Here is a 22,064-nt window from a genome sequence, read left to right on the forward strand (position 1 = left end):
GAAAGGAATATCGAGTATGTCTTTGCTGGAAAAAACATTCGACCGCACGCTGGACGCCTGGACCCATGCCTACATGGCGCCGGCCTGGCGCGGCGCGGTCGTGGAAGGCTGGCTGTTCGAAGGCGTGGAGGCGCGCCGCGCGGCCCAGGAGCGCCTGGCGCAAGCCGGCGTCACCGCGCGCTTTCGCAGCGCCTACAAGCCGCTGCTGCACTACTTCCTGGAAGAGGTCGAGCGCGAAGGGCTGGCGTCCGTCGTGGTGCGCTATCCGCTGCACGAACACGCCCAGGCCAAGCGCTTCACCCTGGAAGCCTATCCGCTCATCGCGCTGCTGCAAGGCGTGGAAGTCGCCATGCAGCCCGGCGCCGACGATCTGCACTACGACGTCAGCCTGCGCTACGCCGATGGCCGCAAGCTCGATACCCGCGTCTATGCGCCCAACCAGGTCGGCTACGCCCAGGATGGCACGCCCGAGCTGTCGCCCACCGGCTGGCTGCGCGTGCGCGACGCCGAAGGCGCGCTGCAGACCGATGCCGCCCAGGCCACCGAATACCAGCAGGCGTTCCGCGCCATCGTGGACACGGTGCGCAGCCATGCCTGGGGCGCGCACGAGCCCTATTTCGAGCGCCTGGAAATCCGCGTGGATTTGCCGGGCATCGATTTCGCCCTGCCGGTGGACGAGGAAATCGTCAGCACCTTCGAAGCGCTGCACGAAGACATCTATTTTTCGCTGCTGGAACACTTCCAGAAGCACTCGGGCCGCCCGTCCGGCGACCGCGGCCTGCAACCCGGCCAGATCATTCCCGACATCCGCCGCCACGACGGCGCAGCGCGCGTGCTGATATCGCTGGAGCATTTCGACGCCTTGGCGCCCGTTGCGCCCGCGCCGCTCGATGCGCCGCTGGCCCAGGTCCGCGAACCACTGTCGGCCGGCCAGATCGCCAGCTGCATGGCGGCGTTCGGCGGCGATACCTTCCAGGCCGTATCGCGCCAGGGCCGTCCGGTGCTGGGTACGTACCTGCGCGGTCCCGGCCCCGCAGTGTTCATCTCGGGCGCGCAGCACGCCAATGAAACTTCCGGCGTGGTGGGCGCCCTGCGCGCCGCGCAGACGCTGGCCGAGCGCGGCGACGCGCATTTCGCCCTGATCGCCGCCGAAAATCCGGACGGCTACGCGCTGTTCAACCGCCTGCGCGCGCACCATCCGCGCCACATGCTGCATGCCTCGCGCTACAGCGCGCTGGGCGACGACATCGCCTACCGCGAACGCGCCCCGTTCTTCGAACGCGAAGGCCGCCACCAGGCGCACGCCATCAGCGGCGCGCAGTTGCACATCAACCTGCACGGCTATCCCGCCCATGAATGGACCCGGCCGCTATCCGGCTACCTGCCTCGCCATTTCGAGCTGTGGACCATCCCCAAGGGCTTCTTCCTGGTGCTGCGCCATCACCCGGGCTGGGGCGACCGCGCCCGCCGCCTGATCGAGGGCGTTACCGCCAGGCTGGCCCGCAACGTTCCCGGCCTGGTCGAGTTCAACGCGCGGCAACTTGAACTATTCCAGGCGCACGCGCTCGAAACCGGATTCGACGTACTGAACGGCATCCCGGTGCAGATCAGCGAAAGCGACCGCGAAGACTTGCCCATGGCGTTGATTTCCGAGTTTCCGGATGAAACCGTCTACGGCGACCGCTTCGTTTTCGCGCATACTGTACAGATGGAAACCGTCCTGGCGGCGACCGAGCTCTACCGCGCAGGGCTCTAGCGGCAAAAAGACCGGCGTAGCCAAGGACCGCGCCGGCACCCGACCTGTAAAACCATTAGAAAAATGAATATCCGAGAACGCAACCACGGCGATGACCTGGCCCTGGTGGACATCTGGCTCCGTTCGGTACGCGCCACCCACACGTTCCTGACGGAAAAGGAAATCCAGGCCATGTACCCGCAGGTGCTGAACACCGACCTGCCTTCGGTGCGGGTCTGGGTCTGTGAGGACGATGCCGGCGAAGTTGCCGGCTTCATGGGCCTGAACGGCAACAAGGTCCAGATGCTGTTCGTGGATGCCAACAAGCGCGGCAAGGGAGCGGGCCGGCGCCTGCTGAACTTCGCGCGTTCGCTGCACGGCACCCTGCTGGTGGACGTGAACGAACAGAATCCCCAGGCCCACGGCTTCTACAAGCACTACGGTTTCGAGGACGTGGGCCGCTCGGAACAGGACGACGCGGGTCGCCCTCGTCCCATCATCCACATGAAGCTGGCGGGCTGACGGGCGCCTAGCCCTTGGACTGTTCCGGATGCCTGGCCCGCCAGGCTTTCAGCGCTTCCCGGTAATCGTCCATGGCTTCGTTATAGGTGTCATAGACACAGGGGATGCAGCCGCTGTTGCAACACTCTTCGGGTTCGGGCGCGACGGGCGGAACGGGCTGCGGGTCGTCGTCGGGGATCTGCTTGGTGCTCATATCCCAATCTTAGCGCCGATGGCCGGCGCCGGCCGCCGCGCCCGCGTCCGGCAGCGGCCATTCGGCGCGGCGGATTTCGTAGAGACGCTTGCCCGCGCCGCCCGCTCCCGCACCGCCAATCTGGCGCATGCCGCATTTTTCCAGCACCCGGCAGGACGCGGCATTCTCTTCCAGCGCCACGGCCGACAGCGCCTCGACCGGCAAGCGGCCGAATCCCAGCGCCAGCAGCGCATGGGCGATTTCGGTGGCGTATCCCATGCCCCAGCTCGCGGGCAGGAAGGCATACGCGACCTCGACCTCGTCGCGGCCCCGAGATTGGGTGCGCTTCAAGCCCGCCCGGCCCGCCAGCGCGCCGCTGGCGCGGTCGGCCAGCACATACATGCCGTAGCCCAGCTCGGTCCAATGCTCGACGTTCTGCAGCAGATAACGGCGGCTGGCCGCGTCTGTCCGGGTGCCGCCCATGGTGGCCATGAGGCGCTCGTCCGCATGCATCGCGGCAATGAAGGAATAATCGGTTTCGTCCATGCGCCGGGCTTGCAGCCGGGCGGTCTGGAAAGTGTCGGGGAGCAGTGCGGCGGACATGGAAGGCTGAAGAAATGGCGTGGCGGACATGATACCGGCGGACGGCCCGCCGGCCCATCGTCCAACGGACGAATCCCCCAGGCCGAGTCCGGCCCCGGGGCATGGCTTTCAGGTGCGGCGCAGGCCCAGGAAACTCCAGCGCACGTCGGCGCGGTCCAGCATGTCTTCGCGCGAACTGAGATGGTGCGAGGACAGGCCGTGGCCGGCCGCCAGCGTGATCGTTTCCTGCGCGGACACGTCGAACATGCGGCGGCCAGGAGGCACCGGGCCGTGCCGCAGCGACATCAGGATCTGGCCCTGCGGCGCCAAGAGCGCGGCCAGCGCCTGCATGCCCTGGCGGCGTTCGTCGGCGTCCAGGTGCATCCACACGGCCGTCAGCATGATCACGTCGAACGCCCGGTCTTGACCGCGCAGCACGGCCAGTTCCGGCAAGGCGTCGTCGATCCATTCCAGGTTGGGCAGCGCATGGCGGCGCTGCCCCTCCTGGCGCAGCCCGGGCGTGGGCTCGGCCGCCACCACCGAATGCCCCATCCGCGCCAGCGCGGCGGCGTCGCGCCCCGATCCCGCGCCGATGTCGGCGATGCGCGACGGCGCCGCGGGGATCAGGTGCGCCACGTCGCGGTGCACGTCCGCGAACGCGATGCTCTCGTACTGGTCTGCCAGGGCCGCGGCGTTTTCACCGTAGCCCTGCGTGCCGGAAGCCCCTGTCATTGCTGGGCTGTCGGCCGAACCTGGATCGCCGCGGGCGGCCAGGTGGCCTTGATGGCGTCGTAGATGCGCTTGCCCACGCGGCCGTCTTCCGGCAGCTTGCGCTTGACCTGCTCTTCGCGCACGGCGTCGCGGGTCTTGCTGCCCGGAATGCCGTCGGCCACGCCCACGTCGTAGCCCAGGCCGTAGAGCATCTCCTGCAGCTCCTTGATCTGCGCGCGCGACAAGCCGGGGTCGTCCGTGGGCCAGGCCGCGACGAGATCCGGCCCGCCCTGCAGGCGATTGAGCAGCATCGATACCGCCAGGCCATAACGGCGCGACTGGTTGTAATGCAGGATGGCGTCGAAATTCACGGTCGCCAGGAACACCGGGCCGGCGGAACCCGTGGGCGCGAACAGATAGGCCTGCTCGTCGTTGCCCGACGCCAGCTTCAAGGCCGAACCGTTGCCCTGCTTCACGCCGGCCTGGGCCCACTGGGCGATCGTGCGGCGATCCTGCGAACCCACGTATTCGGCTTCGGGCGAGGCCGGAATGGCGGCGGCCAGCTCGGCCGGCACGCGCACTTCGATCACGGCGGGCAGGCTGTGCGTCCACTTGGCACGACGCTTGCGCAGGTGATTGGCAGTCGACGCCAACGCGTCGGGCAGCGAGTTGTAGAGATCGATCTTGCCGTTGCCGTCGCCATCGGCGGCCAGTTCATAGAACGAGGTCGGGATGAACTGCGTCATGCCGAAAGCGCCGCTCCAGGAGCCGACGAAGCTGTCCGCCGGCACCACGCCGTCACGCAGCAGGCGCACCGAGGCGTAGGCGTTCTTTTCCCACAGCGGCTTGTTCTCGGTGCAGGCGCGCGTCAGCCAGGCGTCCAGCACATTGGTCTTGCCGACCTGCCGGCCGTAGTTGGTCTCGATGCCGAAGATCGCGACCAGCGTGGCCGGATCCACCTGGTATTGCTGGCTGATGGCCGACAGCTGCGGACTATATTTGGCGAGCACGCCCAGGCCGTCGCGCACGCGCTCCTCGTCCACGGTCTTGGCGATGTAATCCCACCAGGCCTCGCGCCCCTCGGGCTGGCCCTTGGCGGATGCGACCGTGGTAGGCAGCAGCTTGGCGTTGGCGGTGTACTTGTCCCAATCGGCCACGGTCAGGCCGTTGGCCGTGGCGCCCTTGCGCAGCTTGGCGATGCAGGCCTTGGTGTCGAGTTCGGTCGGGATGATGACCGTGGGAGCGGGGGTGGCGGTGGCGGCGGGCGCAGCGGTGGCGGCGGGCGCAGCGGTGGCGGCGGGCGCAGCAGGCGCTGCGGTCGCTGCCGGGGCTGCCGTGGCCGCAGCGGGTGCGGGCAAGGCGGCGGGCGCAGGCAGGGTTGCCGGCGCGGGCGCCGCCGACCTGGGAGGCAGCGCCTGCCCGGCGCGGTCATCGACCGGAGCCGCCGGCGTGTTGGCGGCAGGCGCGGGAGTGTCGTCGAAGCTGCGCTTGGGCGTCAGGGCCGGCAGGGTCTGCACCGGCACCGCGGGCTGGGCGCGCGATCCGGTGGCGGAAGCTGGTCCCTGCGCCTGCGCGGCGCCGGCAGCGGCGGCGGTGACGGCCGCGGCCAGCAGCATGCGGGAGAAGGTGTCGATTCGAAGGCGTACGGAACGCTGACGCATGGCAATCCTGAAAAATCGAAGTCAGCCGGGATCGTACCGCGACCGGGCGTCAAAATCGAACGGCCCGCAGGGCGGGTCCGCCAGCACTGCCACGCAAACGCCCTGCAGGCTGGAAGCGGCTTCGCAGCGCCCTAGGCTGCCTGCCGCGCTTGCACCGCCACGCCCGCGGGCGGCGCACGCAGCACGCGTCGGCATAGCAACATGGCGATCAGGCTGAACAGGGCAAAGCCCGCGGTCTGCCCCGCCAGCACGCCTTCCGGGCCCCCGTAATGCGCGCCCAGCCAGACAAAGGGCAAGGTGCCCACGGTGGCGCGCAGCCAGCCGATCGCGGTGGAGTACGCGGCATAGCCCAGATTGTTGAACACCGCGATGGCGACGAAATACAGGCTGTTGAGCGCCCACGCGAAACTGCCGTAGCAGCAGAAGAAAACGATCAGGTCGCGCCCCGGCCCGCTCACCTGGAACAGATCCGGCATCCAGGGCGCCAGCACGGCCAGCACGACCGCCACGCCGAAGCCGTACATCAAGGACCAGCGCGCGGTCAGGCGCGCCGTCTCCTGCACGCGGCCCCACTGGCCCGCGCCCAGGTTCTGCCCAAGAATGGGCCCGATGGCGCCCGGCAGCACGAAGAACAGCGCATAGGCTAGTTGCAGCACCCGGTCCACCACGGTGGCGCCCGCCATCACGCTGGAACCAAAGCCGGCGTAGGTGGACAGGGTGAAGATGACCGCCGCGGGCGTGGCCAGCGTGGTCAGCGCGGCAGGCAAGGCGATCCGCCCGATTGCAGCCAGGTGCGCGCGCAGCGCCGCGCCGGCCGGCCAGGCCACCAGGCGATGCTTGCCGAACACCAGCCAGGCGCCCAGCGCCACGGTGACCAGACGGCCCACGCCGCCGGCCCAGGCCACGCCTTCCATGCCGCCGTCCAGCACGAAAATGACCAGCGGGTCCAGCGCCGCGACCGTCGCCGTCCCCGCCAGCAGCACCCACATGGACTGGCGGCCACGGCCCGCGGCGCGCAGCAGGTTGGACAACATCATGCCCACGCCCATCACGACCGCGAACGGGGTCGTGATGAGCACGTAGGACAGCAGATGCGCGCGCACGTCCTCTGCCAGGTCGATGGCCGCCGTGTAGGGGCCGATCACGGCCAGGAACAAGGCGCCGGACACGAGCGCGGCGGCGGCCATCAGGACCAGCGAGGCGCCCGCCAGCGCGCGGGCGCGCGGCGCATCGCCCGCCCCCAGCGCGCGCGACACCAGGGCCGTGCCGCCCACGGTCACGCCTATGCAGACCGAGATGATGGTGAACTGCGTCATCGATCCGAAGCCCACCGCGCCCAGCACCGCCTCATCCTTGAGCGTGCCCAGGTACAGCAGCGACAGGAACTCCACCGCGAACACGGCCAGCATGCTGGCCCAGCCGGTCAGGACCATTTCCAGCACATGCGGGCCCATCGGCCCCGAGACGAAGCGGGCGCGCGGATCGGAAGCGGCGGAGGACGAGTTTTCAGACGTCATGAGGCTGTTGGATGGAACGCGGCCAAGGCCGCGCGAAAGTTGCCGGGTCCGCGCTCAGCGGCCCGCGGGCGCGAACCAATACTGGTACACGCTGCCGTCATTCGAATACCAAGGCAGCAGGCCGATGGTGTCGGATTCACGCTGCACGGTCACCAGCAGGCCTCCTGCCTGGGGCCGCAGCAGCGCCACGTGGCGCCGCACGCCCATGGACTCGTACTGGCGCCAGTCGTGCCGCACGCTGATCCACAGCCGGCCCTGCGTGCAACCGCCTAGGCGCCGGATGCCGTCCGGCCTGGAGGGCCGGGCCGCGCCAGGCAGGGCGGCAGGATCCTGCATACCGTTCAACTGCGGCAGGCGGCCGGAAGCGCGCGCGCCCTGTCCGTCCAGCGCCAATATCTCCCATCCGTCCGCGGCGGCCGTGAAAGCCACGGTGGCCTCGGGTCCGGAGCGCCATTCCGGCAACGGGTTGTCGCCCATGCCCCGTAGGTCCAGGGGATATTGCAGGAAATTGCGCAGGTCCATCGATGCGCCGGCCTCGCGGTCGCCAGACACGAACTCGCCTTGCGCCCGATAGACGCCGGCCAGATCCGGGCATTGGGCCGGATCCGTTGGCAACGCCGCAAGCGTCCCGTCTCGAAAGGGAGGCCAGGCAACGGACACGCCGTCGACCCGGGATGCGCCGCAGCCGCTCAAGGCCAGCGCAGCCAGCGCCGCCGCCGCAAGCCTGCCCACTCTCCACGCGCCACGCACCGCTGTCTTCATGCCTGCCCTCTGCTCTTGCCGGCCGTCGCGCTGGCCCAGGCGGCGCCTCCGACTATCGGTCTGGCGCGAACTATATCCGAAACCCGGCCGGCCGAAACCTGCGCGGCCCAAACCCGCCCCGCGTTGCCAAGCACGCGCCGGGAGAGAATAATCGGCATCTCCCTTCCGACCCGCGCCATGACACCGTTCCGAGGCAAGCTCCGCATCCGGCATCTGGAAATCGTGCTGACCGTCGCCGAATTGGGCAACCTGTCCAAGGCCGCCGCGCAATTGCACAGCACGCAGTCGGGTCTGTCGCGCGCCATCGCCGAGATCGAAGAACTGGTGGGCGCGCGGCTGTTCGAACGCACTGCCAAGGGCACCACCTGCACGCCGCTGGGCGAAACCATGTGCCGCCATGCCCGCCTGCTGCTCACCGACTTCCGCAAGGCCGAGATCGATCTCGCCGCGGTCTCGCGCGGCGACGAAGGCAGCCTGACCGTAGGCTGTTTTTCGATGTTCGCGGGCTGGCCGGTGGCCGAAGCCGCGCGCGCCTACCGCCAAGCCTATCCGCGCATCACGCTCACCATCGAGATCGGCACGCATGAACGGCTGATCGAGGACCTGGACGCGGGCGCGCTGGACGTGCTGATCAGCCGCTTCTCGTCCACCGTCAATCCGCAGATCTATCGCTCCACCACGCTGCTGGAGGATCCCGTGGTGCTGGCCTGCGCCACGCATCATCCGCTGGCCGGCCAGCCTGACGCCACGCTGGCCGACTACGTGGCCTATCCCTGGATCACCGCCCTGCCCGGCAGCCGCATCCGCGGCGAACTGGAAATGTCGCTGCGCCAGGCCGGCCTGGCGATTCCGGATATGATCGGCGCCCTGTCGCTGGAATTCGGCCGCGAAATGCTGCTGGACGGCCAGTACCTGTGGATGCTGCCCGGCAGCGTGGCCGCTATCCGGCAGGCGCGCGGCGAGCTTGTAGTCCTGGCCGACAGGCCTGTCCTGCGCAAATCGCCGCTGGCCGCGATCTGGCGCCGCGACCGTCCCAGCACGCGGCAGGCGCGCGCCTTCGCCGCCCAGCTCCAGCTCGCCATCCAGGCCGACGCGGTCGCATTGACGGCCTGAGCCTGACGGCGCGTTGCGCGTTATTCTGGACAGGCAACACTTTTTGATCGGAGCACCCATGTACGACTGGCTCAACGCACTGCCCAAGGCGGAATTGCACCTGCACCTGGAAGGTTCGCTCGAACCCGAGCTGCTGTTCCGGCTGGCGCAGCGCAACGGCGTGGCGCTGCCGTGGCCGGACATCGAGTCCCTGCGCGCCGCCTACGACTACGGCAATCTCCAGGAATTCCTGGACCTCTACTACCGCGGCGCGGACGTGCTGCGCACCGAGCAGGATTTCTACGACCTGACCTGGGCCTATCTGCTCAAGTGCCGCGAGCAGAACGTCGTGCATACCGAGCCGTTCTTCGACCCGCAGACCCATACCGACCGCGGCGTGCCCTTCGAGGCTGTGCTGGCCGGCATCAGCCAGGCGCTCGAAGACGGCCGCAAGCAGCTGGGCGTGAACAGCGGACTGATCCTGAGCTTTCTGCGCCATCTGCCCGAAGAGCAGGCCATGCGCACGCTGGAAGCCGCCCTGCCCCACCGCGACGCCTTCATCGCCGTGGGCCTGGACAGCAGCGAAATGGGTTTTCCGCCGCGCCTCTTCCAGCGCGTGTTCGACCGCGCCCGCGCCGAAGGATTGCCAGGCGTCGCGCACGCCGGCGAGGAAGGCCCGCCGGAATACATCTGGGAAGCGCTGGACCTGTTGAAGGTGCTGCGCATCGACCACGGCGTGCGCGCCGCCGAAGACCCCAAGCTGATCGGACGCCTGATCGACGAGCAGATCCCGCTGACGGTCTGTCCGCTGTCCAACACCCGGCTGCGCGTGTTCCAGCACATGCGCGACCACAACATCCTGTCGCTGCTGGACGCGGGCGTGAAGGTCACCGTGAACTCCGACGATCCCGCGTATTTCGGCGGCTACGTCAACGAGAACTTCCACGCGCTGTACGAGCATCTGGGCATGTCGCGGGCGCAGGCCCAGGCCCTGGCGGACAACAGCCTGGACGCGCGCATCCTCAAGTAGCCGGCGCGCCCCGCCGCCAGCCATGCGGATTGCGCATGGCAATGTTCAAAACCTGCATGCCTGGCGCGGCCCATTCCTCCCTACCATAGTCCGACCGCCGCGGCGCCTGCCGCGGCCGGGCCACAGACCAGAAACAGGGGGCAGGATATGAGTCAGTTCGTGGAAGCGTCGCTGCAGGCAGGCACGCTGACCGGCGTGCTGGAAGGCGGCGTGTACCGCTACAGCGCCATTCCCTATGCGCAGGCGCCGATCGGCGCGCTGCGTTTCGCACCGCCGCAGCCGGCCGCTTGGCGCGGCAGGCTGGACGCCACCCGGCCGGGACCGGTCGCGCCGCAACTGCCCTCGCGCCTGCGCGGCGCCATGGGCGACTTCGACGCCGAACAATCCGAGGACTGCCTGCACCTGACCGTGTGGACGCCAGCCGCCGACGGCAAGCGGCGGCCGGTGGTCGTGTGGCTGCACGGCGGCGCCTGGCAAAGCGGCGGCGGCGCGCTGGACTGGTATGACGGCGCCAACCTCGCGCAGCGCGGCGACGTGGTGGTGGTCGCGGTCAACTACCGGCTGGCCGCGCTGGGCTGGCTGTACGTACCCGGCCAGACGGCCAATTCGGGCCTGCTGGACCAGGAGGCCGCCATCGATTGGGTGCTGGCCAACATCCAGGACCTGGGCGGCGATCCCGGACAAGTCACCGTCATGGGCCAGTCGGCGGGCGCGTCCTCGATCTGCGCCATGCTCGCGCGCCAGCCGCGCTTCTCCCGTGCCATCCTGCAAAGCGCGGCGCTGGGCCGGGGGTTTCGCAGCGCAAAGCAGGCCGATGCGCTGGGACAGGCCTTCCTGCGCGCCGCGGGAGCCGATTCCCTGGAAGCCGCGCGCGAGCTGCCCGTGGCGGCCTTGCTGGCGGCGCAGCAGGCGCCCGCCGTCGCCGAAACGCTGCGCGCCGAGGGCAGCAGCCGCAGTCAGTTCGCGCCGGTGCTCGACGGCCAGGTGCTGCCACATGACATCGCGCCCGCGCTCAAGCGGGCGTCGTCCCGCGCCGACGTGCTGGTCTGCTACACGCGCGACGAAATGGCCGCCTTTCCGGGCAATGGCCGCAGCGCTGCCGACCAGGACCTGGGCGACGAGGTATTCGGCGCGCCCTCGCGCCAGTGGGCCGCCGACGCCGCGGCCCAAGGCCGCCAAGCCTGGCTGGCGCGGTTCGACGTGGCGCCCACGGCGAACTTCGGCGCCTGCCATTGCATCGAACTGCCCTTCGTCTTCGACACGTTGCCGGCGTACGCCAGCGCGCCCATGCTCGCCGGCCTGCCCGCGGAACAGGCGCGCCAGCTTGCACGCGCCACGCAGCAGGCATGGATCGCGTTCATCCGCGGCGACGCGCCAGGCTGGCCGGCGGCGCCGCACATGCAGATCCTGGCCTAGGCCGGGACGGCACGTGCGGGGCCGCGGGCGGATGCCGCCCGCGCATCAAACACACCAAAACAAGGGGAATTCCATGTTCAAGCAAACCGCGCTCGCGCTGGCGCTGCTGGCGCCGCTGGCGGCCACCGCCGCCTATCCCGACAAGCCCGTCAAGATCATCGTGTCCAACCCGCCCGGCGGCCCCGTGGACGTCATGCTGCGCGTGCTGGCCAGCAAACTGGGCGCCGCCTGGGGCCAGCCCGTGGTGGTGGAGAACAAGCCCGGCGCGTCCGGCATCATCAGCACCGGCGCGCTGGTCAAGTCCGCGCCCGACGGCTACACGCTGGGCATGGTGGTGGCCTCGTCCGTCACCATCGTGCCCTTCGCCGTGGACAGCCTGCCGTTCGACACGCAAAAGGACCTCAAGCCGATCTCGCTGGTGGCGCGCACGCCATTCATCTTCATCGTACCCAAGGACAGCCCGCTCAAGACCTGGGAAGACTTCGTGCGCGAAAGCAAGGCGCGCAATCTCAGCGTAGGTTCGTTCTCCATCGGCACGGCGTTCCATCTGGTCTGGGAACAGACGGCGCGCCGCGCCGGCATCAAGGCCTTGTACGTGCCCTCGTCCTCGTCGGGCAAGACGCAGAACGACTTGATCGGCGGCCAGCTCGACGTGGGCCTGGACGCGCCGTCGAGTTCCAAGGGCCTGATCGACAGCGGCCGGCTGCGCGCGCTCGCGATCACCAGTCCGGAACGCTTCGGCGGCCTGCCCGATACGCCCACGCTGAAGGAGTCCGGCTTGAAGGACTACGCGCCGCAGCCCTGGATCGGGCTGATGGCGCCGGCGGGCATTCCGGACGACCGCGTGGCGCTGATCCAGAAATCGGTGGCGGACATCCTGAAGGAACCCGCGATGCGCGCGCAAATGGAAACCCTGGGCATGATTCCCATCGGCAGCACGCCAGAGGAACTGGCCGCGACCATCGAGGCCGACCGCGCCGACATGGGACCGCTGATCAAGGAGCTGGGCATCAAGCTGCAATAGCGGCGCTTGCAGCGGCGCGGGTTTACAGCCGCGCCCTTCAGGCCGCGTGCCTCAGCCCGCGCCCAGCGTGCGCAGGAACATCGCCGACAAGGGGCCGGACAGCGCTTGCGCGTCCCGCCGGCCCTGCGCGATGGCAGCGTCCACCGCGCCATGCATGCCGTGGTACAGGACGATGGCGGCCAGCGCCGCGTCGTCCAGCTTCCAGCAGCCTGCGCGCGCGCCGGCCTCGAGTATCGCTTCCAGCTGTTCCAGCACGGCGCTCTTTTCGGCCACGCCGCGGTCGGGATGCTGGGCATCGTGGAACACCACGTCATGCAGTTCGTAGCCGTCGAAATAGGCCTCGACGCCAGCGCGGGTCCAGGCGCGCAGCCGCGCCACGCCGTCGTCCGGCGCACAGGCCCGCACCTCGCGGTCGATATGGTCCAGGAACCCCTGCGAGAACTTGGCCCGCAGCGCCGCCAGCATGTCGTTCTTGGACGTGAAGTAGTGATAGAAGGTGCCCTTGGCCACGCCGGCGCGCTCGACGATCTCGCTGATGGTGGTGGCCTCGACGCCCTTCTGGATGAAGAGCGCTTGCGCGGCCTCCATCAACTCATCCAGCCGCACGGCGGCCGGCTTGGTGCGGGGCTTGGAAGCGGCGTCCGGGCCAGGCGGGGAAAGCGGGTCGGCGGGAACAGCGGGCATATCGTCCAGGGTCAGTTCAGCAGCAAGGTGCCAGTGTAGAGGAGGCGCAGGGCTGGGGCCAAAAGCTGAGAATCGTTCTTCTTTTCATTGACCGACGGTCGGTCGATGCATAGAATACCCCTTCCCCTACTCTGCGTCCCGCCATGCATCCCGCACGCCGCCGCGCCCTGGTCCTTGCCGTCAACCTGGGCAGCTTCATCACCATCCTGGACATCAGCATCGTCAACGTGGCGCTGCCCACCATGCAGGCGGCCCTGCGCATCGACATGGCCGGACTGCAATGGGTGGTGGACGCCTACGCCCTGTTCCTGTCGGCCTTCATGCTGTCCGCCGGGCCTTTGGGCGACCGCTATGGACGCAAGCGCTCCTGGCTGGCGGGCGTGCTGCTGTTCACCGCGGGCTCCGCGCTGTGCGGCCTGGCGGACAACCTGACGGCGCTGCTGATCGGCCGCGCCGTGCAGGGCGTGGCCGGCGCCCTGCTGGTACCGGGCGCGCTGTCGCTTCTGACCCAGGCCTTTCCCGATCCCAAGGAACGCGCCCAGGCCATCGGCATATGGGCCTCGTGCAACGCGATTTCGCTCATCGTGGGACCCATGCTGGGCGGCGTACTGGTCGCTCACTTCAACTGGCAGAGCATCTTCCTCATCAACCTGCCGGTGGGCGCGCTGGCCATCGCGCTGGGCGCCTGGAGCATCACGGAAAGCGCCCATCCCGAACACGCGGCCTTCGACCCCGCCGGCCAGGCGCTCAGCGTGCTGTGGCTGGGCGCGCTGACCTATGGTCTGATCGCCGCCGGCGAACATGGCTGGGCTGCGCCAGAAGCCACGGTCGCGCTCGCCATCGCCGCCGCCGGGCTGCTCGCCTTTCTATGGGTCGAGCACCGCGCCGCGCGGCCCATCCTGCCGCTGGGGCTGTTCCGCGACGCGGGCTTCGCCATCACCAACTTCGCGTCCTTCGTGCTGGGCTTTTCCGCCTACAGCAGCCTGTTCTTCTTTTCGCTCTACCTGCAACACGTGCAGGGACTGTCGCCGCTGGCCACCGGCTGGCAACTGGCGCCGCAGTTCGCGGCGGCCGGGCTGGTGTCGCTGGTCTTCGGCCGGCTCAACCTGCGCTTCGGCCTGCCGCGCCTGATGATCGCGGGCTTCGCCTTCATCGGCCTGGCCATGCTGGGCATGACGCGCTTCGAAGCGCACACGCCTTATCTCGTGTCAGGTTCGCTGCTGGTGCTGCTGGGCCTGGGCACCGGCCTGGCCGTGCCTTCGACCAGCATGGCCGTGATGGCCACGGTGCCGCGCGAGCGTTCCGGCATGGCCTCGGCCACCATGAACGCGCTGCGCCAGACCGGCATGACGATAGGCATCGCGCTCTTGGGCGCGCTGATGAGCGGACGCGCCATCGAGGCACTGACGGGCTCGCTGTCTCGGCTGGGCGCGCCAGATGCGCAAGCCCTGGCGCGCGCCGCCATCACCCTGCATGAACTGCCCGCGCAGCCCGCCAATGCGGCCGAGCTGGCCGCCGCGGCGCTGGCCGGCGGCTTCCATGCCGCCATGCTTTTCGCAGGCGCCGCATCGCTGCTGGCGGCACTGTTGCTGCTGTTCCTGGCACGCGGCGCAAAGAACGTCCTGCACGCCGCATGACCTCCGGATTCCGGCGCGCGGAATTCCATCGGCCGGAATCAAAACAGCCTGTTTTTAAGCGTTGGTAACAAACGCTCGCGCCGTCTTGCGCTTCGGTAAGATCCTCGTCCAATAACAGGTTAACAACCACGAGGAGAGCAAAGCATGCCTTACCGCAAACCCCTGTTCCGCCTGGCCCCGCTGGCGCTCGCCGCCCACCTGCTGATGGCGGGTCCGGCCGCCGCGCAAAGCGCGCCCGGCACGCAAGGCCCGCTGGTCCCCGCGCCCAATCCGGCATTGGCCGCGCAGATCGATCAACGCGCCAAGGCCATCGAAGACAAGCTCATCGCCTGGCGCCGCGATATCCACGAACACCCCGAACTGGGCAACCAGGAAAACCGCACCGCCAAGCTGGTCGCCGACCATCTGCGCGCGCTGGGCATGGAAGTGAAAACCGGCGTCGCCGGCACCGGCGTGGTCGCCGTGCTCAAGGGCGGCAAGCCCGGTCCGGTGGTGGCGCTGCGCGCCGACATGGACGCGCTGCCCGTCAAGGAACAGGTAGACCTGCCCTTTGCGTCCAAGGCCCGCGGCACCTACCTCGGCAAGGAAGTGGACGTGATGCATGCCTGCGGCCACGACACCCACACCGCCATCCTGATGGCCACGGCCGAAGTGCTGGCCGGCATGAAAGACGAGCTTCCCGGCAGCGTGAAATTCATCTTCCAGCCCGCGGAGGAAAGCCCCGCCGACTTCGAGCCCGACGGCAAGAAGATCTGGGGCGCCAAGATGATGGTGCAGGAAGGCGTGCTGGAGAATCCCAAGGTGGACGCCATCTTCGGCCTGCACGTGTCCAGCGCCTATCCCGCCGGCAAGCTCAGCTGGCGCAGCGGCCCCGCCATGGCCGCCGCCGACCAGTTCTGGATCGACGTCACCGGCAAGCAGACGCACGGCGCGCGGCCCTGGTCCGGCATCGATCCCATCGTGGTCAGTTCGCAGATCATCCTGGGCCTGCAGACCATCCCCAGCCGCCAGATCAACAGCATGCTGGAGCCGGCCGTCATCACCGTGGGCGCCATCCACGGCGGCAACCGCATGAACATCGTGCCGGACAACGTGGCCATGACCGGCACCATCCGCACCTATGACGAAGGCATGAAGAAGGACATACATCAACGCATCGCGCGTACCGCCGACATGATCGCGCAGAGCGCGGGCGCCAAGGCGGACGTGCGCGTGGTGGAGCTGTACAACGCCACCGTCAACAATCCCGCGCTGACCGAGCAGATGGGCCCGACGCTGCGGCGCGTGGCGGGCGAAGGCAACTACGGGCTGCAGCCCAAGTCGACCGCGTCGGAGGACTTCTCGTTCTATCAGGAGAAGGTACCGGGCATGTTCTTCTACCTGGGCGTAACGCCCAAGGGCACCGATGTCGAGAAGGCTGCACCGAACCATTCGCCGCGCTTCTACGTCGATGAGTCCGGCCTCATCAACGGCGTGCGCGCGTTGTCGAACCTGACCGTGGACTACATGGCGCAGGCGCAGAAAGGCAGCTGATCCGCGCGCCGCGCGCGCGTTTGAAAAATGCCCGCCGCGCGATGCGGCGGGCATAAGCAAACGGCTACAAATTCTTTGTCAGGCCCGGCCTGGCTTTCTACAGTACGCCCCTTTGCCGCCCCGCGGCAGCCATGTAGAAGCCACGCCATGCCGATCTCCCGTCGAACCTTCATGCTTGCCGGCGCACTGGCGCTGCCATTGGCGCGGCCGCGCATCGCGCGCGCAGCCGCCTGGCCCGAGCGTCCGATCCGGCTCGTCGTCACCTTCCCGCCCGGCGGCGCCAGCGACATCGCCGCGCGCCTCATCGCGCCCGCGCTGGCCGAACGGCTGGGCCAGCCCATCGTCATCGAAAACAGGCCCGGCGCGGGCTCGACCATAGGCGCGAGCCTGGTCGCGCAAGCGCCCAACGACGGCTACACGCTGCTGATGTCGAACTCGGCGCCGCTGTCCATTTCGCCTGCCCTGATGCCGCAAGGCGGATACGACGCGCTCGCCAGCTTCGACCACATCGCCTACCTGGGCGCGGTGCCCGCCGTGTTCGTGGTCCATCCTTCCGTGCCGGTGTCCAGCTTCGCGGAGCTGACCGCCTGGATCCGCGCGCAGGACCAGCCGGTGCAGTACGGCAGTGGCGGACTGGCATCGGTGGGCCAGATCGTGGGTGAGCTGTATTCGCGGCAAACCGGCGCGCGCCTGCAGCACATTCCGTACAAGGGCTCGGGCGCGATGCGCAACGATCTGCTGGGCGGCCAGATCCGCTTCGCGGTGGATGCGCTGCCGCAGAACCTGCCGTTCCTGCGGTCCGGCCAACTGCGCCTGCTGGCGGTCACCACCGGCAAGCCGGTGCCGCAGGCGCCCGACATCCCGGCGGTGGGCGAGCTGGGCTATCCGGGCCTGATCGCCGAGAACTTCGTCGGACTCTCCGGACCCGCCGGCCTGCCCGCGACGGTCTCGCAGCGCTTGAACGACGCCATCGCGCAAACGCTGGCCAGCGCCGACATCCGCGCCAGGCTGGAAGGACAGGGCTTCGTCCTATCGCAAAAATCCCCCGCCGAGTTCACCGATTTCGTCCGTCGCCAGGCCGAAGCCTGGGGACCGGTGGTGCGTTCCACGGGAGCCAGCCTATGAGCGCCCGCCGCATGCTTGTGCTGTTCGGCCATCCGGGCCGCGGCGGCTTCAACGAAGCGGCCGTCCGTGGCGCGGAGCGCGCCGCGCAAGCGGGCCAGCCCTTGCAGCTGGAATGGATCTCCGACCACGACTCCGCCGCGCGCGCCGGGCGCATCGCGCAACTGTGCGACGCCGGCCCGGAGCTGGTCATCGTGCATGGCGGCCAGGGCGACGCCCCCGTGGCCGAGGTCGCGCCGCGCTACCCGCGCACGCAATTCGCCATCACCCAGGGGCACCACACCGCGGCCAACGTCGCGTCATACGAGATCCAGCAGGAGCACTCGGCTTTTCTGGCCGGCGTGTTGGCGGGCCTGCGCGCGGCCAACGGGCGGGCCGCCCATCTGTCCGGCGAAAAAGTGCGGCCCGGCCTGAAAGGCCGCGCCGCCTATGCCGATGGCGTGCGGCGCGTCACGGGCCGGGATCCGCTGACCGCCTTCTGCGGCAACCAGCACGATCCGGCGCTGGGCGCGGCCTGGGCCCGCGCGCTGTCCGCCCGAGACGCGCGCGTGCTGTTCGCCATGATGGACGGCGGCCGCGACGGCGTGACGCGCGTGTGCCGCGAAACGGGCGTGTGGCAGATCGGCAATGTGCTGGACTGGGTGGCGCGCGACCCGCAGGTCTATCTGGCATCGGCGCTGGCCGATTCGGGACTGTGCGTGCAGCGCGCCGCCGCGGACCATGCCGCGGGCGCGCTGGCGGTGGGCCGCGTGACCCGTTACGGCCTGGAGGAAGCCGCGTCGCTGCGGCTGGTGCTGGGCGCGAAGGTCGGCGCGGAAGAACGCCGCGTCCTGGATGAATGGGCGGGGCGGCTCGCAGCGGGAGCGCTGGACATCGCCTCTGACTACAGCGGGCCGGAATTCACGCTGCCCGCGCCGCCTCCTGCCCGCTACGCGGTCGCTTCGAACGCCTTGTGATAGGCCACGTCTCCTTGCGCCGGGCGCGTGTAGGCCTGCGCCATGAAGTACTCGGGCGGCACCCCGGGATAGGTCAGCGCGGGCGTCTGCGCAAAACCGAATCGCGTGTAGTACGCCGGATCGCCCATCACCACGCAGCCCGCCGCGCCCAGCGCCTCAAGGCGCGCCAGGCCGTCCCGGATCAAGGCCGCGCCTATGCCCCGGCCTTGCAGTTCCGGCAGCACCGCGACCGGCCCCAGACCGTACCAGTCCGCCGAGCCGTCGCTGATCGCCACCGGAGAAAACGCGATGTGGCCCGCGACGCGCCCGTCCACCCGCGCCACCAGCGACAGCGTCAGCGCGCCGGCCTCGCGCAGCGCGTTCGTGATGTAGCCTTCGGTCTGCTGGCTGTGGGGATTGTCCTTGAACGCAGCCTGCGTCAGCGCGAAGATCGCCTCGCGGTCGTTTGGTGTTTCGGGAAGGATATGCATGCCTCGACTCCTGTAGGCTCAGGCGCAAAGTGTAGCCGGGCATGGTCGCCATTCCGCATTGACGCCTGCCGGCACGGTGGCTACAGTGGCCGGCAGTCCCGCGCCGCGTCATCGCGGCGGCGTGCAGCCCCTTTCCGAACCGCCCGCGGCGCGCCGCGGCCCTACTCTGGACCCTTATGAACAGCTACCGTGTCGGCATCGCCGGCTTCGGCGCCATCGGCCAGGCCGTGGCGCAATCCCTGGACGCCGGCCTGCCCGGCCTGACGCTCGCGGCCATCGCGGTGCGCGATCCCAAGGCCCCGCCGGTCTTCGCCTGGACCCAGGCCACGCCCGCCTACACCACCATCGATGCGCTGCACGAACACTGCGACGTGGTCGTGGAATGCGCCCCGGCCGCAGTGTTCCGCGACATCGCCGAGCCCGTGCTGCGCGCCGGCAAGAAGATGGTGGTGCTGAGCTCGGGCGCGCTGCTGCGCCATGACGACCTGATCGAACTCGCCCGCCAACACCATGGCCAGATCCTGGTGCCTTCGGGCGCCATCCTGGGCCTGGATGCCATCACGGCGGCCGCCGAGGGCGTCATCCATTCCGTCACCATGATCACCCGCAAGCCGGTGCGCGGCCTGCTGGGCGCGCCCTACCTGACCGACAACAACATCGATATCGCGGACATCACCGAACCGCGCCTGATCTTCCGCGGCTCGCCGCGGGAAGCGGCGGTGGGCTTTCCGGCCAATCTGAACGTGGCGGTCAGCGTGTCGCTGGCCGGCATCGGCCCGGACAAGACCACGCTGGAAATCTGGGCCGATCCCTCGCTCGAGCGCAATCTGCACCGCGTCGAGGTCGTGTCCGACTCGGCCTCGTTCTCGATGGAAATCCAGAACATCCCCTCGGCCAATCCCAAGACCGGCCGCATCACCGCGCAAAGCGTGGTCGCCGCGCTGCGCAAGCTGACCGGTCCGCTGCGCGTGGGTACCTGAATCGCGGCGGGCGCGGCTAGGCCGCCGCCCGCTGCGGCCCGTCCGCCGGGCGCAGGCGCTCACCTGCAGCGCCCGCCCGCGCCATCGGTCCCACCCGCCAGTTCCCCGCGCCATCCAGGTCCAGCCTGTGCGTATGGAACACGTCCAGCGTGCTGCGATGCCCCACGCTGACCAGCATGCATGACGGCAGCGCCTCGCGCAGCAGGCTGTAAAGCGCATGCTCCAGCCCTTCGTCGGTAGCGGACGTGGCCTCGTCCAGGAACACGATGGCGGGCCGGTTGTAAAGCACGCGCGCGAACGCCACGCGCTGCTGTTCGCCGATGGAAAGCATGCGCGACCAATCCGCGACTTCATCCAGGCGCCCGGTCAGATGCCCCAGATTGACCCGCCGCAAGGCGTCGGCCAAGCGCGCATCGTCCTCGGGCTGAGCCAGCCCCGGATACGCGACCGCGCCACGCAAATCGCCCAGGGGCAGATAGGGCCGCTGCGACAGGAACAGGGCAGAGGCGCCCTGCGGCCGGCGCACCGAGCCCTGCGCATAGGGCCACAAGCCCGCCAGCGCGCGCAGCAAGGTGGTCTTGCCGCTGCCCGAAGGCCCTTTGATCAGTAGCGCCTGGCCCGGCCGCAAGCTCAGGTTCAGGTCGCGCAGCAGCACCGTGCCGTCCGGGCGCGCCACCTGCACCGATTCGATATCCAGGCCGTCCGGCAGGCTCTCCGTCTGCACCGCAGGCAGCGCGCGCGCGGCCTCGTTGGCGTCCAGAAAGCCATTCAGCCGGTCCAGCGTGGCGCGGTACTGCGCGAAGGTGTCGTAGGAGGTGCGGAAGAACGACAAGGAATCCTGCACCTGCCCGAAGGCCTGCGACGTCTGGATCACGTCGCCCAGCTTGATCGCGCCGCTGAAAAAACGCGGCGCCTGCAGGATGAACGGAAACACCACGGCCACCTGGCTCACCGACAGGTTGAAGCCGTCGAATTTCAGCCCCCGGTACACGCGCGCCCACAGGTTGGCGATGTAGGCCGAGAAACGCGTCCACAAGGTGGCGCGCTCGACGTTCTCGCCCTGATAGAACGCCACGTTCTCGGCGTTCTCGCGCAGGCGGACCAGCGCGTAACGGAAGTTCGCCGTCAGGCGCTCGGACAGGAAATTCAGCTTGATCAGCGGGCGCCCGATCTTGAACGCGAACAGCGTTGCCACGATGACGTACAGGTACACCATGAACACCATGGCGCGCGGAATCTCCACCCCCGCCACCGTCAAGGCGCCAGACAGTCCCCAGAGGATGGACGTGAACGCCACCAGCGAGACGACCGCGCTCAGCGCGCCGATCGCCAGCGTGCGCGAACCCGTCACGAACATGGCGATGTCCTGTTCGATGCGCTGGTCGGGGTTGTCGACCGGGGCATCGACGAAATGGCCGCGGTAGTAGGCGCCCGCGCCCAGCCAGTCGCGGGTCAGCCTGTCGTTGAGCCACACGCGCCAGCGGATGTCGAAGGCCTGCCCGGCATAACTGTCGGCCAGGGTACGCACCACGTGCACACAGGCCAGCACCGAAAAGATGCCCAAAAAGCGCCAGAATGCGCTCTGGTCCAGCGCCTGCAACGCGCTGTAGAAGCCGTTGTACCAGAACGAAAACAGCACCGTCATGCGCACGGCGAACATCGCCAGGAACAACAGCAGCGCCAGCGTCAACAGGGGCTGCCAGCTGCGCCTGGGATCGAGATACGGCCGCGCCAGCCGCCAGAACTTGCGTCCCCAATCCGTGTAACGCGCAAGCAGGCCCCCGACCAGCATCAGCGCGATGGCCGAAATGCCGAACGCACGCGCCAGCCAGAGCCCGCTTTCCGTCAGTTGCTGCTGCCAGTTCAGGTCCATGAGTCGATTGCCCTCCGATACGCGTTTCTGGTTAGACGGGACGCGCGCATCGAGTTCCGGCGCGGGGACCGTTTTAAGCCAGGCTTAAGCGTTGCAGCTGGGTGATCGAAAGCCATCTGACAGCCAGCGCGCCGCGGCAAGGCGGCGTACGGCGGCTATCATGGACGCCTGAGCAGCAATACCGGCAGGTAAGGAACCATGGACAAGATCCGGCTAGACAAGTGGCTATGGGCCGCGCGCTTCTACAAGACGCGCAGCCTGGCCGTGCAGGAAATCGGCAAGGGCCGGGTATTGGTGAACGACCAGCCCGCCAAGCCCGCGCGCGAAGTCGCGCCAGGCGATCTGGTCACGGTGCGCAAGGAAGACCCGGCGCTGCATGTGCGGGTGATGGCGATCAGCGGCGTGCGCGGCCCCGCCCCCGTCGCGCGCCAGCTATACGAGGAAACGCCTGAAAGCGTGGCAGCGCGCGAGCGCGCAGCGGAAATGCGCCGCCTGGCGCCCGAGCCCGCGCTGGGCATAGAAGCCGGACGCCCGACCAAGCGCGACCGGCGGTTGATAGACCAGATGCGGGGCAAGTAGAGCCTC

The 22,064-nt window shown here is 68.9% G+C and carries 21 protein-coding genes; 12 read left to right on the plus strand and 9 right to left on the minus strand.

Annotated features, from left to right (window positions below):
* The first annotated feature begins 16 nt into the window (after window positions 1-16).
* Window positions 17-1,756 carry a M14 family metallopeptidase gene (locus NGK62_RS30255; RefSeq protein ID WP_251881798.1) on the plus strand — a complete coding sequence of 580 codons (1,740 nt, stop codon included), beginning with the start codon at window positions 17-19 and terminating at the stop codon, window positions 1,754-1,756.
* A gap of 63 nt (window positions 1,757-1,819) precedes the next feature.
* Window positions 1,820-2,257, plus strand: coding sequence for an acetyltransferase (locus NGK62_RS30260; RefSeq protein WP_059372691.1), 438 nt, complete (start codon window positions 1,820-1,822; stop codon window positions 2,255-2,257).
* Between the two features lie 7 nt (window positions 2,258-2,264).
* Here the strand turns inward: NGK62_RS30260 and NGK62_RS30265 are convergent, their stop codons facing one another.
* From NGK62_RS30265 to NGK62_RS30290, 6 genes are all read right to left on the minus strand, one after another.
* On the minus strand, window positions 2,265-2,450 hold the full coding sequence (locus NGK62_RS30265) for an oxidoreductase-like domain-containing protein (RefSeq protein WP_054452636.1): 186 nt from the start codon (window positions 2,448-2,450) through the stop codon (window positions 2,265-2,267).
* Between the two features lie 9 nt (window positions 2,451-2,459).
* Entirely contained in the window at window positions 2,460-3,032 is a 573-nt protein-coding gene (locus NGK62_RS30270) for a GNAT family N-acetyltransferase (RefSeq protein WP_059372686.1), read from the minus strand.
* Window positions 3,033-3,140: 108 nt separating this feature from the next.
* Window positions 3,141-3,743, minus strand: coding sequence for a class I SAM-dependent methyltransferase (locus NGK62_RS30275; RefSeq protein ID WP_118934713.1), 603 nt, complete (start codon window positions 3,741-3,743; stop codon window positions 3,141-3,143).
* Entirely contained in the window at window positions 3,740-5,383 is a 1,644-nt protein-coding gene (locus NGK62_RS30280) for a lytic murein transglycosylase (protein WP_251881800.1), read from the minus strand. The genes NGK62_RS30275 and NGK62_RS30280 overlap by 4 nt, the downstream gene beginning before the upstream one ends.
* Before the next feature lie 131 nt (window positions 5,384-5,514).
* On the minus strand, window positions 5,515-6,900 hold the full coding sequence (locus NGK62_RS30285; RefSeq protein WP_251881802.1) for an MATE family efflux transporter: 1,386 nt from the start codon (window positions 6,898-6,900) through the stop codon (window positions 5,515-5,517).
* A gap of 54 nt (window positions 6,901-6,954) precedes the next feature.
* A complete protein-coding gene (locus NGK62_RS30290) occupies window positions 6,955-7,662 on the minus strand; it encodes a hypothetical protein (protein WP_251881804.1) in 708 nt (235 codons plus the stop codon).
* A gap of 177 nt (window positions 7,663-7,839) precedes the next feature.
* Here NGK62_RS30290 and NGK62_RS30295 point away from each other — a divergent pair, with 177 nt between their 5' ends.
* The 4 genes from NGK62_RS30295 (at window position 7,840) to NGK62_RS30310 (ending at window position 12,224) form a co-directional block, all read left to right on the plus strand.
* Window positions 7,840-8,775: a LysR family transcriptional regulator gene (locus NGK62_RS30295; protein ID WP_251881806.1), complete on the plus strand. Its 936-nt coding sequence runs from the start codon at window positions 7,840-7,842 to the stop codon at window positions 8,773-8,775.
* Between the two features lie 58 nt (window positions 8,776-8,833).
* On the plus strand, window positions 8,834-9,784 hold the full coding sequence (locus NGK62_RS30300) for an adenosine deaminase (RefSeq protein ID WP_059372676.1): 951 nt from the start codon (window positions 8,834-8,836) through the stop codon (window positions 9,782-9,784).
* A gap of 147 nt (window positions 9,785-9,931) precedes the next feature.
* On the plus strand, window positions 9,932-11,200 hold the full coding sequence (locus NGK62_RS30305) for a carboxylesterase/lipase family protein (protein WP_251881808.1): 1,269 nt from the start codon (window positions 9,932-9,934) through the stop codon (window positions 11,198-11,200).
* 73 nt (window positions 11,201-11,273) lie between these two features.
* Window positions 11,274-12,224 (plus strand): Bug family tripartite tricarboxylate transporter substrate binding protein, encoded by a 951-nt coding sequence (locus NGK62_RS30310; RefSeq protein WP_059372672.1) that lies wholly within the window; start codon window positions 11,274-11,276, stop codon window positions 12,222-12,224.
* Window positions 12,225-12,275: 51 nt separating this feature from the next.
* Here the strand turns inward: NGK62_RS30310 and NGK62_RS30315 are convergent, their stop codons facing one another.
* Window positions 12,276-12,908: a TetR/AcrR family transcriptional regulator gene (locus NGK62_RS30315; protein ID WP_059372670.1), complete on the minus strand. Its 633-nt coding sequence runs from the start codon at window positions 12,906-12,908 to the stop codon at window positions 12,276-12,278.
* Window positions 12,909-13,051: 143 nt separating this feature from the next.
* On the opposite strand from NGK62_RS30315, the gene NGK62_RS30320 reads away from it, so the two are divergent.
* The 4 genes from NGK62_RS30320 to NGK62_RS30335 all read left to right on the plus strand — a co-directional run bounded on the left by NGK62_RS30320 (window position 13,052) and on the right by NGK62_RS30335 (window position 18,156).
* Window positions 13,052-14,545, plus strand: coding sequence for an MFS transporter (locus NGK62_RS30320; RefSeq protein WP_059372665.1), 1,494 nt, complete (start codon window positions 13,052-13,054; stop codon window positions 14,543-14,545).
* Window positions 14,546-14,689: 144 nt separating this feature from the next.
* Window positions 14,690-16,078 (plus strand): amidohydrolase, encoded by a 1,389-nt coding sequence (locus tag NGK62_RS30325; protein WP_251881810.1) that lies wholly within the window; start codon window positions 14,690-14,692, stop codon window positions 16,076-16,078.
* 147 nt (window positions 16,079-16,225) lie between these two features.
* The gene (locus tag NGK62_RS30330) at window positions 16,226-17,203 is read left to right on the plus strand and encodes a Bug family tripartite tricarboxylate transporter substrate binding protein (protein WP_251881812.1); all 978 of its coding nucleotides are present in this window, start codon (window positions 16,226-16,228) and stop codon (window positions 17,201-17,203) included.
* Window positions 17,200-18,156, plus strand: coding sequence for a BMP family ABC transporter substrate-binding protein (locus NGK62_RS30335; RefSeq protein ID WP_251881814.1), 957 nt, complete (start codon window positions 17,200-17,202; stop codon window positions 18,154-18,156). Before NGK62_RS30330 ends, NGK62_RS30335 begins: the two co-directional genes overlap by 4 nt.
* Here the strand turns inward: NGK62_RS30335 and NGK62_RS30340 are convergent.
* Window positions 18,129-18,626, minus strand: a complete 498-nt coding sequence (locus tag NGK62_RS30340; RefSeq protein WP_251881816.1) for a GNAT family N-acetyltransferase — start codon at window positions 18,624-18,626, stop codon at window positions 18,129-18,131. The genes NGK62_RS30335 and NGK62_RS30340 overlap by 28 nt on opposite strands.
* Window positions 18,627-18,802: 176 nt before the next feature.
* On the opposite strand from NGK62_RS30340, the gene NGK62_RS30345 reads away from it, so the two are divergent.
* Window positions 18,803-19,606: an aspartate dehydrogenase gene (locus NGK62_RS30345; protein ID WP_251881818.1), complete on the plus strand. Its 804-nt coding sequence runs from the start codon at window positions 18,803-18,805 to the stop codon at window positions 19,604-19,606.
* A gap of 16 nt (window positions 19,607-19,622) precedes the next feature.
* Here the strand turns inward: NGK62_RS30345 and NGK62_RS30350 are convergent, their stop codons facing one another.
* Window positions 19,623-21,479 carry an ABC transporter ATP-binding protein/permease gene (locus NGK62_RS30350; protein ID WP_251881820.1) on the minus strand — a complete coding sequence of 619 codons (1,857 nt, stop codon included), beginning with the start codon at window positions 21,477-21,479 and terminating at the stop codon, window positions 19,623-19,625.
* A 198-nt stretch (window positions 21,480-21,677) separates the two neighbouring features.
* On the opposite strand from NGK62_RS30350, the gene NGK62_RS30355 reads away from it, so the two are divergent.
* On the plus strand, window positions 21,678-22,058 hold the full coding sequence (locus NGK62_RS30355) for an RNA-binding S4 domain-containing protein (protein WP_251881821.1): 381 nt from the start codon (window positions 21,678-21,680) through the stop codon (window positions 22,056-22,058).
* Window positions 22,059-22,064: the final 6 nt, after the last annotated feature.

The organism is Achromobacter sp. Marseille-Q4954 (assembly GCF_943737025.1).
Lineage (GTDB): Bacteria > Pseudomonadota > Gammaproteobacteria > Burkholderiales > Burkholderiaceae_B > Achromobacter > Achromobacter bronchisepticus_A.

Coding starts and splice junctions, on each gene's coding strand:
- NGK62_RS30305 (WP_251881808.1), top strand. CDS start 9,932: ATGAGTCAGTTCGTGGAAGCGTCGCTGCAGGCAGGCACGCTGACCGGC.
- NGK62_RS30295 (WP_251881806.1), top strand. CDS start 7,840: ATGACACCGTTCCGAGGCAAGCTCCGCATCCGGCATCTGGAAATCGTG.
- NGK62_RS30260 (WP_059372691.1), top strand. CDS start 1,820: ATGAATATCCGAGAACGCAACCACGGCGATGACCTGGCCCTGGTGGAC.
- NGK62_RS30330 (WP_251881812.1), top strand. CDS start 16,226: ATGCCGATCTCCCGTCGAACCTTCATGCTTGCCGGCGCACTGGCGCTG.
- NGK62_RS30280 (WP_251881800.1), bottom strand. CDS start 5,383: ATGCGTCAGCGTTCCGTACGCCTTCGAATCGACACCTTCTCCCGCATG.
- NGK62_RS30275 (WP_118934713.1), bottom strand. CDS start 3,743: ATGACAGGGGCTTCCGGCACGCAGGGCTACGGTGAAAACGCCGCGGCC.
- NGK62_RS30350 (WP_251881820.1), bottom strand. CDS start 21,479: ATGGACCTGAACTGGCAGCAGCAACTGACGGAAAGCGGGCTCTGGCTG.
- NGK62_RS30300 (WP_059372676.1), top strand. CDS start 8,834: ATGTACGACTGGCTCAACGCACTGCCCAAGGCGGAATTGCACCTGCAC.
- NGK62_RS30315 (WP_059372670.1), bottom strand. CDS start 12,908: ATGCCCGCTGTTCCCGCCGACCCGCTTTCCCCGCCTGGCCCGGACGCC.
- NGK62_RS30285 (WP_251881802.1), bottom strand. CDS start 6,900: ATGACGTCTGAAAACTCGTCCTCCGCCGCTTCCGATCCGCGCGCCCGC.
- NGK62_RS30320 (WP_059372665.1), top strand. CDS start 13,052: ATGCATCCCGCACGCCGCCGCGCCCTGGTCCTTGCCGTCAACCTGGGC.
- NGK62_RS30325 (WP_251881810.1), top strand. CDS start 14,690: ATGCCTTACCGCAAACCCCTGTTCCGCCTGGCCCCGCTGGCGCTCGCC.
- NGK62_RS30310 (WP_059372672.1), top strand. CDS start 11,274: ATGTTCAAGCAAACCGCGCTCGCGCTGGCGCTGCTGGCGCCGCTGGCG.
- NGK62_RS30335 (WP_251881814.1), top strand. CDS start 17,200: ATGAGCGCCCGCCGCATGCTTGTGCTGTTCGGCCATCCGGGCCGCGGC.
- NGK62_RS30345 (WP_251881818.1), top strand. CDS start 18,803: ATGAACAGCTACCGTGTCGGCATCGCCGGCTTCGGCGCCATCGGCCAG.
- NGK62_RS30270 (WP_059372686.1), bottom strand. CDS start 3,032: ATGTCCGCCGCACTGCTCCCCGACACTTTCCAGACCGCCCGGCTGCAA.
- NGK62_RS30340 (WP_251881816.1), bottom strand. CDS start 18,626: ATGCATATCCTTCCCGAAACACCAAACGACCGCGAGGCGATCTTCGCG.
- NGK62_RS30255 (WP_251881798.1), top strand. CDS start 17: ATGTCTTTGCTGGAAAAAACATTCGACCGCACGCTGGACGCCTGGACC.
- NGK62_RS30265 (WP_054452636.1), bottom strand. CDS start 2,450: ATGAGCACCAAGCAGATCCCCGACGACGACCCGCAGCCCGTTCCGCCC.
- NGK62_RS30355 (WP_251881821.1), top strand. CDS start 21,678: ATGGACAAGATCCGGCTAGACAAGTGGCTATGGGCCGCGCGCTTCTAC.
- NGK62_RS30290 (WP_251881804.1), bottom strand. CDS start 7,662: ATGAAGACAGCGGTGCGTGGCGCGTGGAGAGTGGGCAGGCTTGCGGCG.